The following is a 14,462-nucleotide window of genomic DNA, read 5'->3' as shown; positions in this document are numbered from 1 at the left end:
GCAGACAGATGAGCAGTTTTCTGGCCGAAAATAAGTCCGATTGATTAGGGCTTGGACATAACCTCCCTAACGATGTACTCTGCGATCGCCATCGATGATGTCGCACCCGGTGACGGGGCATTTCGGATATGCGTGATATTTCCCTGCTGCGTGATCACAAAGTCATCGACCAGCGAACCATCACTTTCCATGGCTTGGGCGCGAATGCCACGTACTGCCGGCACAACACCAACATTGGCAAGTGAAGGTACGTATTTGGCCGCTTCACGTATGAAAACCGATTCGCTCAACACGGTCTTCATTTCCCGGATAGTGGCCGAAACATTGCGCAAGGCAAACTTCCAAAAACCCGGATAGGCCATGAATTCAGCGATGTCGCGAAGACTGATGCCGCTGCCGTCGTAGTTCTCGCGTCCTAGCGAGATGAATGCATTGGGGCCGATCGTCATTTGGCCGTCAATACGCTTCGTGAAGTGCACCCCGAGGAAGGGGAAGCGGGGATCAGGGACGGGATATATAAGACCTTTGACATGCATCTTAAAGGCCTCATCGATAACATAGTATTGACCGAAGAACGGTACGATCCTAGGGGTGGCCTTGTCACCGGACTGCCTAGCCAATCGGTCGGACTGAAGGCCGGAACAGGCAATGACGTAATCGAAGGAATGTGCGTATGTTTCGCCGCTTTCTAATTCGACAAGCACTTGGTTGCCCTGCTCAATCAAGCGATAGACCGGCGAGTTCAGCTGGATGGTGCCGCCCCGCTCGTCAATTTCCAGAGCAATTCGGCAGGCGATCTGACCGTAACTGACGATGGCGGTATGCGGCGAATGCAAAGCGCGAATACCAATGCAGTTCGGTTCGATCTCGCGCAGCTTGTCAGGGCCAATCAGGCATACGCCTGGTACTTGATTCGCCAGAGCCTTGTTATAGATGGCCTCCAGCCGCGGAAGCTCCTCTTCGTTGAGCGCCACGACAACCTTGCCGCATTCGTCGTAAGGAATGGCGTTTTCAGCACAATAGTTCTTGACAAGTTCGACTCCACGACGACACAGGCGGGCTTTCAGACCACCCGGCTCGTAGTACAAGCCGGCATGCACCACTCCCGAGTTGTGGCTGGACTGATGCTTTGCGACAGCTGCTTCCTTTTCGAAAACCGTCACTGATATGTCTGGGTAATCAAGCAACAGCTGCCTGGCCACCGCCAATCCGTTGATTCCGCCACCGATGATGGCATAGCATTTTTTGTTCATAAGCAACTTTTTCCATTAGGACCAGCCCCCCCCACTTTCATTGGCAATTTCATCAATTGACGATGAGCCGCGAGACAATTCGGCAATGTTAGTTAGAGGATGTGATTAAAAAAAGCGAAATTATTTATATTGACTTATTCGCTAAAAGCGAACAATATTCGAAGCCTATGACCCTTAAGCAACTGGAAGCCTTTTACTGGGCTGCAACCTGCGCAAATTTCGCCATTGCCGCCCAACGCCTACACCTCTCGGTATCTTCGTTATCCAAACGCATTGCAGAATTGGAGCAGTCGCTGGGCGTGCCCGTTTTCGACAGAAGCGGACATCGTGCAACCCTTACGGATGCTGGACATGGGTTGTTGCCACGAGCGCTGGAAGTAATCGATGCCGTCGCTAACATCCGCAGAGGATTTACACCCAACGCAGACCTTGTGGGACGTTGCACATTCGGCGTAGGCGAGCTCAGCGCCCTGACATGGCTGCCGCATTTCGTCGCTCAGGTGCGAACATTTCATCCGAGGCTGATATTGGAGCCTCATGTTGACGTCGGTGCTTCCCTGGAAGTTCAAGTCGACAAAGGTGAGATTGATTTCGCCGTCATCGCCGGACGCTCGTCCCGCCAAACCATTCTTTCCCAACCAATCACGCAGGCGCAGTTTGTTTGGATGGCGGCACCAAAACTGGTGGGTGACGGCGAAACGATGGTCAGTTTGCTTGGAAAGGGATTGCCAATCATCGCACTACCACCTTCAGCGGGTACTACCCGCCTCGTTGACGATTGGCTACTGGCCCATCAAATTGCATCTATCGAGCGGATCAGCTGCAACAACTGGGGGGCGATCGCCGGTATGCTGGTCGCATCAGTTGGCGTGGGCATTTTGCCCACTGGGTGGGCTGACAAATTGGTGACCCAGAAGAGTCTTTGCAGGGCACCGGATGACTCCACGCTAACTCCGCTTCCTTACTCTTTCCAATGGCGACGTGGAGACTCCCGTCCGCTCATCGATAGGATGCGGTTGTTGGTGGCCAATATTGCAAACTTTTCCACTGACACGCATTTGCCATAAATGCGGTTCAAAAGAAATAGTTCGATCTTCAGCATACGATATTATTTTGACAAGCATGTGATTTTGCTTTCAATCCGTTTCCGAAAATACGTCGGATTTAAAGGAGCCGCTGATTTATTCACTTTCCGAAAAATCACGACCTTAAAAATCAAGAAGTAGTATTTGCGTTAAGTGCTGCTAAATCGTTAGTTGATCTACTGCCCGCGCATTCGGCCGAACTCCCAGGATACGCCACCACCATCGCGAACGATGGCAGTCAGGGCCTGCCCCAGTCGCTGCTCAATCACTGGCTTCCACGGCACCAAACTGAAGCCCATGCCGCCGTCAAGCATGGCGAAGCGACCGCTGGCAAGTTGTACGCTGCGGCTGTAGATGCCGGTCACGCGCTCTCCATGGATCGCTGGTCGATGTATCAAACCGGTTTCCGTAGCGATGGTTTTGGCGGCAGAGTCGATATCCCGGCTTCGTAATGTTGCCAGCAGATTGCGCGCCAAGATCACACGCTGGCCGCGTCGCTCACCCAACCCCTGTTCTATCAAAAAGTCTGACCGCCGCCGCAGTGCTTCGCGCACCTCTCGGCGAGCCTCTATTCAAGAAAGTTACGGCCATTGGACTGTTTGACATCAGTGTGGTCAGCAATTCAACCGAAGACGTTGGATTCCTGGCACTGCCATCGGCGTTCTCGAAGTGTAGTAACTCAATGGTTACGGAAAGCACCGTCATATGGTGAACCCGCTTGCTCCCTAGGGAAACTCGCTGTGGCGAGTCTCAGCGAACGTCAGCCAAATTCGGTGCTAACGTCATGGTGAAATAAAAAAAGGGCAGCATTTGCATGCTGCCCCAACTTGCTTCCTACATTCAGATAGACCATAGCCTGGTCTCAAAGTTCAATATTTCTATTCAATCAGACACTGGCTTTGGTGAACACCAGTTCATGTTCTTTGGCGTCAATGGCAATCACATCCTTGGGTCCGAACTGGCCTTGCAATATCATTTTCGACAAGGGGTTTTCGATTTCCTGCTGGATCGCGCGTTTCAGCGGTCTGGCACCATACACAGGGTCGAAACCAGCCTCGGCGATTTTGTGCAAAGCGGCGTCGCTGACCTGCAAGCCCATGTCCATCTGATGCAGACGTTGTTCCAGCGTCTTCAACTGTATCTTGGCGATCGCACCGATGTTTTTGGCATCCAGTGCATGGAACACGACGATCTCATCAATACGGTTGATGAATTCCGGACGGAAATGGGTTTTGACTTCACCCATGACAGCCATCTTGATCACTTCAGGGTCACTGCCTTCCATGGCCTGTATCTGGTGCGAGCCAAGATTGGATGTCATGACGATCACCGTGTTTTTAAAGTCCACGGTACGGCCCTGTCCATCGGTCATACGCCCATCATCCAGCACCTGCAACAGTACATTGAAAACATCGTGATGGGCTTTTTCCACCTCATCGAGCAAGATCACACTATACGGCTTGCGACGTACTGCTTCGGTCAGGTAACCGCCTTCTTCATAGCCGACATAACCTGGTGGCGCACCGATCAGGCGGGCTACCGAGTGTTTTTCCATGAATTCACTCATGTCGATACGGATCAGCGATTCTTCCGTATCAAACATAAAACTTGCCAGTGCCTTGCATAGCTCGGTTTTACCCACACCGGTAGGACCCAGGAACAGGAAGGAACCATACGGACGGCCAGGGTCGCCCAGACCTGCGCGCGAACGGCGAATCGCATCAGATACGGCAACAATCGCTTCATGCTGACCGACTACACGCTGATGTAATGCATCTTCCATCTGCAAGAGTTTTTCGCGCTCGCCCTGCATCATGCGTGACACTGGAATACCAGTCGCCCGCGAGACAATTTCGGCAATTTCTTCAGCACCAACCTGGGTACGCAGCAATTTCATCTTGCCATGGTCTTGCTGGTTTTTATCTGCCTGGGTATCAGCCTGTTTCAGTTGTGCTTCCAGTTCAGGCAGGCGGCCATACTGCAATTCGGACATGGTTTGCCAGTCGCCCTTGCGTCTTGCATCATCCATTTGCAGCCGGATTTTTTCTATCTCTTCCTTGATATGGGTACTGCCCTGCACGCTGGCTTTTTCTGCCTTCCAGACTTCTTCCAGGTCAGCGTATTCGCGGGCCAGTTTGTCGATTTCTTCTTCGATCAATACCAGACGTTTTTTCGAACCTTCATCTTTCTCGCGCTTGACGGCTTCCTTTTCTATCTTCAGTTGTATCAGGCGACGGTCCAGCTTGTCCATGACTTCGGGCTTGGAGTCGATTTCTATCTTGATCTTGGCAGCAGCTTCATCAATCAGATCAATCGCCTTGTCCGGCAAGAAGCGGTCGGTGATATAGCGGTGTGACAGTTCTGCCGCAGCAACGATGGCCGGATCGGTAATATCGACACCATGATGGACTTCATATTTTTCTTGCAGGCCACGCAGGATCGCTATCGTCGCTTCGACACTCGGCTCATCCACGATGATTTTCTGAAAGCGACGTTCCAGTGCAGCATCTTTTTCTATGTATTTGCGGTATTCATCGAGGGTGGTGGCACCGACGCAATGCAGTTCACCACGCGCCAGGGCGGGTTTCAGCATATTGCCGGCATCCATCGCGCCCTCTGCCTTGCCGGCACCGACCATGGTGTGCAATTCATCGATAAAGACGATAGTCTGGCCTTCATCCATGGCGATTTCTTTCAGCACGGCTTTCAGGCGTTCTTCAAATTCACCACGGTATTTGGCACCTGCCAGCAAAGCAGCCATATCCAGCGACAAGACACGTTTGGATTTCAGGCTGTCTGGCACCTCACCATTGACGATACGCTGCGCCAGGCCTTCGACGATGGCGGTTTTACCGACTCCAGGCTCACCGATCAAGACCGGATTATTCTTGCTGCGACGCTGCAAGACCTGGATAGCACGACGGATTTCATCATCACGCCCGATCACAGGATCAAGTTTGCCCAGACGTGCGCGCTCGGTCAGATCAAGCGTATATTTTTTCAGGGCTTCACGCTGGCCTTCGGCGTCCTGGCTATCCACATTGCCGCCACCGCGCACGGCAGCAATCGCCTGTTCCAGCGCCTTGCGCGTCAGGCCGTTTTCGCGCGCCAGCTTGCCTGCTTCCGATTTGTCTTCGGTCAGGGCCAGCAAGACCATTTCACTGGCCAGGAACTGATCGCCACGTTTCTGGGATTCTTTATCAGCCAGGTTCAGCAAGCCTACCAGCTCACGACCAGCCTGGACCTGACCATCGGTACCGGATACCTTGGGCAATCTGTCCAGGGCTGACTTCAAGGCATTGCCAAGGGCGATCACATTCACGCCTGCTCTTTGCAACAGCGAACGGCTGCTGCCATCATCCTGGTTGATTAAAGCCAACAATACGTGCACAGGTTCTATGTATTGGTTATCATTGCCGACTGCCTGGCTTTGCGCGTCGGCAAGGGCTTCCTGCAATTTCGTGGTTAATTTGTCGAGCCGCATGACTCTCTCCTGAAGAATTAGTTAGTGACACAATTTGGGGCAGCAGAGCCAATTTCAAGAATATTAAAAAAACAGATGCACGCTTGTTTGCTTTACATCAAAAGAAAGACATGGAATTACAACAATTACAAATGAGTTATCTGCCCGACCAGGACAGACTGCTGATCAAATTTTCCTTTGGCGAGAAATCATCTTCGTCCAGGCAAGAAATTCACTTGCTGTTTACACGCCGCCTGACCATGCAATTCTGGCCTACCTTACTGGAAGCCATGGCCAAACAGGTAAAACTGGGCAAGCCAGGGGCAGCCCATGCCAGTGCAGAGATGGTGCAGATGGAACATGAAGCGTCTGTCGCCCAGATGAAGGATGGCGGCAATTTTGATGCACCTTTCGCCAGCAAGGCCGAAAGCTGGCCCCTGGGCGAACAGGCTTTACTGCCAGACGACATCCAGTTTCACGTGCATGCTACAGCAGCATTTCGTATGGAATTTATTGTCGCTGGCGGCAAAAAAAACTTTGAAGTCGCCATGGGCCGCCGCCTGTTACACGGTTTTTGCAAACTGTTTCAGGATGCAGTGGAAAAAGCCGATTGGGGATTTACACTGGAAATGCTGGGTAACAACAGCGGTAGCGCACCCGAAGATGCGCCACCACGCTTGCTCAATTGAAGGCGTAAACTTGTTACTCAAACTTGTTACTCAAACTTGCCAGATTGCCGGAATTGCTCGGTAGCACGTACCAGCGCTTCGGCTATGCCTGGTTCTGAACCGGAATGTCCGGCATCTGCAATCATTTGCAGACTGGCTTCCGGCCAGGCCTGATGCAGGCGGTATGCACTGACCGGTGGGCACACCACATCATAGCGCCCCTGCACGATCACGGCTGGCAGATGGCGTATGCGCTCAATGTCCTGTATCAGTTGATCTTCACGCATGAAAGCCGCATTCAGCATGTAATGCGCTTCCAGCCTGCCCAGACCTATGCAGATGGCGTCTGACTCAAAATCAGCAATGGCTTCAGGTTGCGGCTTGAGGAAAATACAAGAACCTTCATAACGGCTCCAGTTACGGGCAGCTTCGATGTAGACCGCTGGATCATCCGAAAACAGGCGCTTCATATAGGCGGTCAGCAAATCATGGCGTTCGCCTTCCGGCACTGCATCAGCAAAACGCTGATGCACTTCGGGGAAGAAAAATTTCATGCCGTTCACGAACCATTCCACTTCGGCCTTGGTGCACAGGAATATGCCCCTGAGCACAAAGCCAAGACAGCGCTCAGGATGCGCCTCACCATAGGCAAGTGCCAGGGTCGAACCCCATGATCCGCCGAAGACCAGCCACTGCTCTATCCCCAGCATGACACGGATTTTTTCTATGTCGCTGACCAGCAAGGGGGTGGTATTGTCGCGAAACTCGCCCAGGGGCAAGGATTTACCGGCACCTCGCTGATCAAACAAAACGATGCGGTAATGTGCCGGATCAAAAAAACGCCGGTGATTGGGTGAAGTGCCAGCGCCCGGGCCACCATGCAGGAACAGCACTGGCTGACCTTGCGGATTGCCACTTTCTTCCCAATACAGGGTATGGGTATCATCCACCTTCAGCATGCCGCTACGGTTAGCTTCAAGGGCCGGGAATAAGGAAAAAGTATCAGCAGTCATGGATAAAAGATGTAAGTTTATACAGAAGTCTCCTGATTATACTCAGAATGACCATGTTGATCTCAATTTGCTATTTTTTACACAGTTTGCGATCATATTTCTTTTTTTACCAGTGTTCGCCATGCCCCTGTCCGACACGTGCACAAATCCTGGCTGCCCCGATACCGAAGTGCGCATCAAGCTGCCGCATCTGAAAGATTACTGGTCACGCATGATGGCAGCGCGCCGTGGAGAAAAAATCGACCATACCACGCACTTTCACACTGACAGGTTGATGTTGCATACCCTGGGTGTGGGTCTGGAACAGGTGACGCAGTTCATCCTGAATGAAGTACCCGATTTCGCAGTTTTTGAAGCCTGGCTCATCCACACTGCGGGCATGCCGTCGACGGACAGTGTGGCGCGCATCAACGCCCTCACCCACCAGACGGCACTACCCGCCAGCATATTGGCATGGCAAGCGCAACTGGCCAGCATGCCAGATGTGCTGTCGAAAGACGATTTGCAACACTGGGATGAACAGGGTTTCGTGATACTGCGCGAAGCGGTACCGGCGCAAGATAGTGCTGCGGCAGCACAAGTGATCTGGGACACACTAAACGCCAGGGAAGATGATGTTGAATCCTGGTATCACGGTGAACATACAAACATCATGGTGCAATTATTCCAGTCCTCGGCTTTTGATGCCAACCGTAGTTCTGCGCGTATTCACAAAGCCTTTGCACAATTGTGGCAGACAACGGACTTATGGGTCAGCACCGACCGTTGCGGCTTCAATGTACCCGAAAGATCAGGGCACAGCTTTCGTGGGCCAGACCTGCATTGGGACATGAGCCTGCATCAACCCATTCCATTTGCCACACAAGGGATTTTATATCTGACAGACACACCGCCCGAACAAGGTGCGCTGACGCTGGTACCTGGCTTTCAGCATAAGCTGGATGCCTGGCTGGCCAGTCTGCCTGCTGATGCCGATCCGCGAGAACAGGACTTGCATACGCTAGGTTCCAGGCCCATAGGCGGCAAGGCGGGCGACATGGTGATATGGAATCAGTTACTGCCGCACGGCAGTCGCCCCAACCGCGGTACCAAACCCCGCATTGTGCAGTACATTAATATGCTACCCAGTACATTGCCAGTTCAAGAGATTTGGCGCTGAACAGCTATGCAAACAATGCACGGTAAGTAGCAAACCCGGCAAAACAGCAAAGGATGGACCCGACCAGATGTGCACCACTATGCATGAGCGCCCAGCCATAGTCGCCACGATGCAGCAAGCTCATGGCCTCGGCTGAAAATGTGGAAAAGGTAGTCAGGCCACCAAGAAAACCCGTCACCAGAAACAAACGCCATTCAGGCGACAACTGCGGGTTCGCAGAAAAAAAAGCAACGCACAGGCCTATGATATAGCCGCCACCAAGATTGGCGATCAAGGTACCCAATGGCAATAAGGGATAAGTGGCATTCAGCCACAAGCCCAACACCCAGCGTAGCCAAGCCCCCAAAGCAGCACCCAGCCCTACTGCCAGTGCGCCTAGCCAGGTCATGCATGGTCTCCTGCAAGCGTTTCAGTTCCTTGCATCCATTTTTGTAAAGCCTGGTCATCGGTTTCCCTGGCATCGACCCAGCGCGCACCGTCCGGCGTCTGTTCTTTTTTCCAGAAAGGTGCCTGGGTTTTGAGATAGTCCATGATGAATTCGCAGGCGGCAAAAGCCTCGCCACGGTGACGTGATGCCACAATCACCAGCACGATTTGGTCCAGCGGCAAGAGTGCACCGACCCGGTGGATGACCAGCACGTCCATCAGTTGCCAGCGCTGCCGCGCCTGCTGCTCGATCTGTTCCAGTGATTTCTCGGTCATGCCGGGATAATGTTCAAGTTCCATGGCCTGAACGGCCTGCCCCTCATTCATATCACGCACGACACCGACAAAGCTGACCAGGGCACCGATGGCCGGTTTGCCCTGACGCATTTGTGCCATCTCTGCATTCAGATCAAAGTCTGCTGTCTGCACCCTTACTGTCATGTCACCCCCCGGTTACCGGAGGAAAGAAAGCGACTTCTGCCCCTGCGCTGATGTGTTTGTCAGGCGCGCACATTTGCTGGTTGTATGCCATGCGCAAGGCACGATCCGGCGCCAGCGCCTCGGCCCAGACATCGCCACGCTGTATCAGCCATTGCCGGACATCAGCCACGGTCTGCACCTCTGGCGGCACGTCGACCTGCTCTGAAGACGAGCCCAGTTTTTCACGCACACTTGCAAAAAATCGTAATTGAATATACATAATCAATCTAAAAAAACTTAGCCCATCAGGCTGCTGAAAGGAATGAATTTGACCACATCACCCGCATGAATGCTTTGACCTGGTGCAAGGTCAATCAAACCGTCACCCCAGACTGTCGATGTCAACACGGCTGAACCCTGATTGGCAAACAGATCCAGACCACCCTCTGCATTCATGCGTGCACGCAAGAATTCATTGCGGCGGTCTGGTTTCAGCCAGTTAAAATCTGCACGCACGGTATATGACTGCGGGCTGACTTTTTGCACGCCCTGCATACGCAGCAAGAAGGGACGCACGAATAACAGGAAGGTCACGAAACTGGATACCGGATTGCCAGGCAAGCCAATAAAGAATGCCTTGCCCACTTCGCCAAAAGCCAGCGGTTTGCCTGGTTTGATGGCGATCTGCCACATATCCAGGCGGCCTTCGGCCTCGACCGCAGGTCTGACATGATCTTCTTCCCCGACCGATACACCGCCAGAGGTGATGATGACATCATGTTCCTGACTGGCCAGCCGCAGTGTGGACCGGGTGGCATCCAGCTTGTCTGGCACGATGCCATAGTCGGTGACATCGCAACCCAGGTCTTGCAACAAGGCCGTCAGGGTAAAGCGGTTGGAGTTATAAATTGCCCCCGGCTTCAAAGGGTCACCCGGCATGGCCAGTTCATCACCGGTAAAAAAGACTGCCACCTTTGGACGGCGCAACACGGGCAATTGCGCCAGCCCGACAGACGCAGCCAAACCCAGTTCCTGCGCCCTTAATCTGGTCCCTGCTGCCAGAATAGTCGATCCAGTAGCAATATCTTCGCCCTGCCTGCGTATCCATTCGCCAGCTTTGGGTTGGTGTTTGACGGTCACAAAATCACCATCAGCAACACATTGTTCCTGCATGACTACGGCATCAGCGCCAGTCGGGATGATGGCACCAGTAAATATACGTGCTGCGGTGCCAGCCTCCAGCGCTTCGCCAATATAACCGGCGGGAATACGCTGGCTGACGCGCAGGCGTGTTTCTGCATTGACACAATCAGCAGCGCGCACGGCATAACCATCCATCTGGGTATTATCCAGAGGCGGCACATCCAACAGGGAAGTCTGGGTCTGCGCCAGCAAACGACCATTGGCGGCCAGCGTAGAAACTGTTTCAATGTCCTGAATAGGACGAACAGCAGACAATAAAAATTCCAGCGCCTCAGCCACAGTGAGCATAGGTTTTGACATGAAGTATTCCCGGATTGAGCAAATTGTTATCAGGCGATATTGTAGCCTGTATGCCTCTGTCCGGTGACTGATGCAGGCATTCACAAAATACGGCACCAGACAAATAACTGTTTGACAAGAAAACGCCACGCTATTGCATAAAAATCCACAGCATACTCACAAAGCAAAACCCCCGGCACTACCTGAAGTGCCGGGGGTTTTGTATATTTTTTATATTTTTTTTATTAACTTATTTTTTATCAACTATAGATTAAGGACATGACCAGACTCAGGGAGCCAATGCCAATTGGCCGTTCTGGAAGCTAACCCTGACCCTGTCGCCCATACGATAGTAATTATTCGGCTCCACCAACAAGGTGCGTTGTTCGCCATTTTGCAGGCGCACTGTCAGTTCCAGCTTGTTTTTGGGTGTGGATGAACGCTCCATTTCATTGCCCAGCACGCCACCGGCAATCGCACCGCCTATGGTTGCCAGGTCACGCCCACTGCCCTTGCCAACCTGATGACCAAGCACACCGCCGATCAGTGCGCCGACTGCCGCACCAGCACCGGAAGAACCGCCGCTGCCGACATTAACTTCGCGTATGCCGACGATAAGGGCCGTATCCACATAGGCATTCTGATTCTGGTACTGATTTGGATAAGGTGCCTGATTTTGCCCATACCCTGGATACTGAGTTGGATATTGCTGGTACTGATTCTGATTGGGGTATTGGGTTGGATATTGCCCCTGCGTATTGGCAGGATAACGTTGCACCGCACATCCTGCCATCGAGCAAATGAGTGTAATTGAAGTCAGGATAGTAAGCTTGCGCATGATGTACTCCGAAAAAAGGTGATGTACTCAATCAACGCGACAGACAATAGTTTGTTGACTCGACGGGCGCAAAAACAACGCCTGGTAACAATCCCTTGCATTTCGAAGGTATTTCTTAGCAACCTTGCAACACCTGATATCATTTAAATTGCATCAATAGCAGCAAACCCTGCATTTCAATGCGCATGCATTTTCTTGTGCATGTGGCGCAGGCTCAGCCATACCGCACCCACCACCAGCGGCACCATGATGCCGGTAAACAGATCGGTATTCAGATTCACCCCAGTCTGCTTGATGGCTTTGCCGACGTAGGAAAACAGCCCGGTCACATAATAGGAAATGGCGGCGACCGACAAGCCCTCCACCGCCTGTTGCAGGCGCAATTGCTGGGCGGCACGGGCATTCATGGATTGCAATATCTGACGGTTCTGTGCTTCCTGCACAATGCCAACACGGGTGCGCAACAAATCATTGGTATTCGCAATTCTTTGCGCCAGCGCTTCCTGCCGGTTAAGCATGGCAACGCAGGTATTCATGGCGGGTGTCAGGCGTCTGTCCATAAATTCTTCTATGGTGGGGATACCTTCTATCCGGACTTCGCGCAATTCTTCTATGCGTGCTTCGATAATTCTGAAATACGCCTGGGAAGCAGAGAAACGGTAGCTATTGTCCAGCGCCAGTTTTTCTATGCGCGCAGCCAGACGCATGATCTGGTCCAGCAGATCATGGACTGATACGCCATCTTGTTCAGGCGCATTTTCCTTACCGGATTCACCGGCCTTGACCATGGCTGCCGACAGCGCGACCAGTTCATTTTCTATGCTGTTCAATGACGTTGCTGCCTGCTGGGCATAGGGAAGACCGAGCAGGGCCATCATGCGATAGGTTTCAATTTCCAGTATCCGCTGTACCAGACGCCCAGCCTGCATGGCGCGCATGTCAATATCACGTATCACAAAGCGACTGAAACCATCGGCCTGAATGGCAAAATCCGACCACAGCTCGCCCCCTTGCATGACATGGCTGCCCGCCAGCACATTGCCCTCAAACACCCGCGCCAGGCTGCGCGCAAACTGCTCGGTACTTTCGCCATTGCGGCACAAGGCAACATGCGCGGCCACCAGCATTTTCCCCTGTAGACGCAATAACCATTCACCCGGCAACTGGGTTACCGGCATGTCATCAAACATATCCCCCAGGGCCGGTACTTCGGTCAGGCTTTCAGCAAAGGTATAGGTGGCAAATTCGGCATGACATTCCCACTTCAGACGAAAACGTCCAAAGTCGTGATAAAAATATTTGACGGTACCAGCCGGTGCTGCCACAGCAAAATGCGCGCACAGAGCAGCCAGCAAGGCATGCTGTTCATGCGCTATGGATGTAACGGCCTTGCTTTCGGCACCGGAATACACGGCAAGGTGCGATATGCGTTCAGGCGCCTGCAATTTCAAAAAAGGACGGGAATGAATTTCCGAGGCAAGCGGAACCCGCAATTGATGATTAAGTGTGGAATAAATAATGGACATGAACGTCGGAAAAGTAAGTGTCAGCAATGATTATGAATAAGCATAGAGCATGCCAGATTAATACAACTCTGCAGCCACAGTCCGTACGGCCTGCAACAACAGGCCGGCACCGGGTGACAGCAAATGATCGCGCTGGCGGATAATGCCAAAGGCATCCATCTTGCACGGCAGTTCTATCGGCAAGATGCTTAATACATTCAGGGACGCATAGTAGCGCGCTACATCCACCGGCATGACGTGCAGGCTATCGGTCTGCTGCAATAAGGCGGTGATCAGCAGCAAAGCCGTGGTATCGACCACATTCACCGGCGGTTCCAGCCCTGCCCGCCTGAACATCATGTCGAAGCGGTGGCGCAGGACGCTGCCTTGCAGTGGCAATATCCAGGGGCAGGTATTTATATCCTGCAATTGCAGATTGGGATGTTCCAGCAAAGGGTGACCGATACGGGCCACGGCACAGGCGGGCTCTTCGGTCAGTTCTTCATAGCTCAGGCTGGCACTGTTTTCCTGATCAAGGATGCGGCCTATCATAAAATCCAGATTGCCACGTTGCAGGCGCTCCAACAGGATATTACTTTGCTCCATGTGCACGCCTATGCGCAACAGCGGGGCCTGCTGCTTGATACGGGCAATGGCCTTGGGCAGCAAGGCCATGCCAGGTGTCATGATGACACCGACCTCTACCTGCCCCAGCAAACCAGACCTGAGCGCCACGATATCGTCATGGGCAAGGGCCAGGCTGTTCAGCGCCATGCGTGCATGACGTATCATGGTTTCGCCAAAGATGGTAGGTTCCATACCGCGTGGCAGGCGATCAAACAACTGCACGTCCAGCATTTCTTCCAGGTCTTTCAGTTGCTTGGACGCTGCCGGTTGCGTCATGTGCAGGGCTTCGGATGCGCGGTGGATATTGCGGTGCTCATCAAGTGCAATCAACAGCAATAATTGCCTGGTCTTCAGACGTGCGCGCAAAAACCAGTTAGGGTTGGGTGTATCCATAGATGAGCAATGCCGTAATCAATATTGAATTCGCCGGGGCATGTTGCCACATATTTTTAGGGATTTTTGATATTCCTGAAATATATTATGCTGCGTGGACCTGTATGGACATGTATGGGCCTGAAATATG

General features: G+C 52.6%; 13 protein-coding genes and 1 pseudogene. 3 read left to right on the top strand and 11 right to left on the bottom strand.

The annotated features are described in order from the left end of the window. Positions 1-44: 44 nt before the first annotated feature. Complete coding sequence (lhgO, locus tag ACO0LK_RS05485; protein ID WP_422972921.1) at positions 45-1,253, bottom strand: L-2-hydroxyglutarate oxidase; 1,209 nt, start codon at positions 1,251-1,253, stop codon at positions 45-47. 167 nt (positions 1,254-1,420) lie between these two features. Between lhgO and ACO0LK_RS05480 the strand changes: the two genes are divergently transcribed. Further along, the gene (locus ACO0LK_RS05480; RefSeq protein WP_422973049.1) at positions 1,421-2,320 is read left to right on the top strand and encodes a LysR family transcriptional regulator; all 900 of its coding nucleotides are present in this window, start codon (positions 1,421-1,423) and stop codon (positions 2,318-2,320) included. A 194-nt stretch (positions 2,321-2,514) separates the two neighbouring features. Here the strand turns inward: ACO0LK_RS05480 and ACO0LK_RS05475 are convergent. Together ACO0LK_RS05475 and clpB are read right to left on the bottom strand one after the other, a co-directional pair. Further along, positions 2,515-2,895 (bottom strand): annotated as a pseudogene (locus ACO0LK_RS05475) (DUF3363 domain-containing protein); the annotation flags it as partial. 329 nt (positions 2,896-3,224) lie between these two features. Continuing rightward, positions 3,225-5,822 (bottom strand): ATP-dependent chaperone ClpB, encoded by a 2,598-nt coding sequence (gene clpB / locus ACO0LK_RS05470; protein WP_422972919.1) that lies wholly within the window; start codon positions 5,820-5,822, stop codon positions 3,225-3,227. Positions 5,823-5,932: 110 nt separating this feature from the next. On the opposite strand from clpB, the gene ACO0LK_RS05465 reads away from it, so the two are divergent. Continuing rightward, positions 5,933-6,490 (top strand): hypothetical protein, encoded by a 558-nt coding sequence (locus ACO0LK_RS05465; RefSeq protein ID WP_422972917.1) that lies wholly within the window; start codon positions 5,933-5,935, stop codon positions 6,488-6,490. A 26-nt stretch (positions 6,491-6,516) separates the two neighbouring features. Here the strand turns inward: ACO0LK_RS05465 and pip are convergent, their stop codons facing one another. Further along, complete coding sequence (gene pip, locus ACO0LK_RS05460; protein WP_422972916.1) at positions 6,517-7,482, bottom strand: prolyl aminopeptidase; 966 nt, start codon at positions 7,480-7,482, stop codon at positions 6,517-6,519. A 121-nt stretch (positions 7,483-7,603) separates the two neighbouring features. Here pip and ACO0LK_RS05455 point away from each other — a divergent pair, with 121 nt between their 5' ends. Next, positions 7,604-8,641 carry a phytanoyl-CoA dioxygenase family protein gene (locus ACO0LK_RS05455; RefSeq protein WP_422972914.1) on the top strand — a complete coding sequence of 346 codons (1,038 nt, stop codon included), beginning with the start codon at positions 7,604-7,606 and terminating at the stop codon, positions 8,639-8,641. A 4-nt stretch (positions 8,642-8,645) separates the two neighbouring features. Here ACO0LK_RS05455 and crcB read toward each other — a convergent pair whose 3' ends face one another. From crcB to ACO0LK_RS05420, 7 genes are all read right to left on the bottom strand, one after another. Next, complete coding sequence (gene crcB, locus ACO0LK_RS05450) at positions 8,646-9,029, bottom strand: fluoride efflux transporter CrcB (protein ID WP_422972912.1); 384 nt, start codon at positions 9,027-9,029, stop codon at positions 8,646-8,648. Further along, complete coding sequence (moaE, locus tag ACO0LK_RS05445; protein ID WP_422972910.1) at positions 9,026-9,508, bottom strand: molybdopterin synthase catalytic subunit MoaE; 483 nt, start codon at positions 9,506-9,508, stop codon at positions 9,026-9,028. Before moaE ends, crcB begins: the two co-directional genes overlap by 4 nt. Position 9,509: 1 nt before the next feature. Beyond that, entirely contained in the window at positions 9,510-9,767 is a 258-nt protein-coding gene (gene moaD / locus ACO0LK_RS05440; protein ID WP_422972908.1) for a molybdopterin converting factor subunit 1, read from the bottom strand. 17 nt (positions 9,768-9,784) lie between these two features. Further along, positions 9,785-10,978: a gephyrin-like molybdotransferase Glp gene (glp, locus tag ACO0LK_RS05435; RefSeq protein ID WP_422973047.1), complete on the bottom strand. Its 1,194-nt coding sequence runs from the start codon at positions 10,976-10,978 to the stop codon at positions 9,785-9,787. A gap of 280 nt (positions 10,979-11,258) precedes the next feature. Next, on the bottom strand, positions 11,259-11,807 hold the full coding sequence (locus tag ACO0LK_RS05430) for a glycine zipper 2TM domain-containing protein (RefSeq protein WP_422972907.1): 549 nt from the start codon (positions 11,805-11,807) through the stop codon (positions 11,259-11,261). Between the two features lie 176 nt (positions 11,808-11,983). Beyond that, a complete protein-coding gene (locus ACO0LK_RS05425) occupies positions 11,984-13,333 on the bottom strand; it encodes a DUF3422 family protein (RefSeq protein WP_422972905.1) in 1,350 nt (449 codons plus the stop codon). Positions 13,334-13,390: 57 nt separating this feature from the next. Continuing rightward, a complete protein-coding gene (locus tag ACO0LK_RS05420) occupies positions 13,391-14,332 on the bottom strand; it encodes a LysR family transcriptional regulator (RefSeq protein WP_422972903.1) in 942 nt (313 codons plus the stop codon). Positions 14,333-14,462: the final 130 nt, after the last annotated feature.

Source organism: Undibacterium sp. Ji49W (assembly GCF_049340205.1).
Classification (GTDB): Bacteria; Pseudomonadota; Gammaproteobacteria; order Burkholderiales; family Burkholderiaceae_D; genus Undibacterium.
Note: the sequence above shows the minus strand (reverse complement) of the source record. Positions and strands in the feature narration are given on the sequence as shown.

Excerpts from the sequence above, each read along its gene's own strand:
- lhgO (WP_422972921.1), bottom strand. The coding sequence starts at position 1,253 with ATGAACAAAAAATGCTATGCCATCATCGGTGGCGGAATCAACGGATTG.
- ACO0LK_RS05480 (WP_422973049.1), top strand. The coding sequence starts at position 1,421 with ATGACCCTTAAGCAACTGGAAGCCTTTTACTGGGCTGCAACCTGCGCA.
- clpB (WP_422972919.1), bottom strand. The coding sequence starts at position 5,822 with ATGCGGCTCGACAAATTAACCACGAAATTGCAGGAAGCCCTTGCCGAC.
- ACO0LK_RS05465 (WP_422972917.1), top strand. The coding sequence starts at position 5,933 with ATGGAATTACAACAATTACAAATGAGTTATCTGCCCGACCAGGACAGA.
- pip (WP_422972916.1), bottom strand. The coding sequence starts at position 7,482 with ATGACTGCTGATACTTTTTCCTTATTCCCGGCCCTTGAAGCTAACCGT.
- ACO0LK_RS05455 (WP_422972914.1), top strand. The coding sequence starts at position 7,604 with ATGCCCCTGTCCGACACGTGCACAAATCCTGGCTGCCCCGATACCGAA.
- crcB (WP_422972912.1), bottom strand. The coding sequence starts at position 9,029 with ATGACCTGGCTAGGCGCACTGGCAGTAGGGCTGGGTGCTGCTTTGGGG.
- moaE (WP_422972910.1), bottom strand. The coding sequence starts at position 9,508 with ATGACAGTAAGGGTGCAGACAGCAGACTTTGATCTGAATGCAGAGATG.
- moaD (WP_422972908.1), bottom strand. The coding sequence starts at position 9,767 with ATGTATATTCAATTACGATTTTTTGCAAGTGTGCGTGAAAAACTGGGC.
- glp (WP_422973047.1), bottom strand. The coding sequence starts at position 10,978 with ATGCTCACTGTGGCTGAGGCGCTGGAATTTTTATTGTCTGCTGTTCGT.
- ACO0LK_RS05430 (WP_422972907.1), bottom strand. The coding sequence starts at position 11,807 with ATGCGCAAGCTTACTATCCTGACTTCAATTACACTCATTTGCTCGATG.
- ACO0LK_RS05425 (WP_422972905.1), bottom strand. The coding sequence starts at position 13,333 with ATGTCCATTATTTATTCCACACTTAATCATCAATTGCGGGTTCCGCTT.
- ACO0LK_RS05420 (WP_422972903.1), bottom strand. The coding sequence starts at position 14,332 with ATGGATACACCCAACCCTAACTGGTTTTTGCGCGCACGTCTGAAGACC.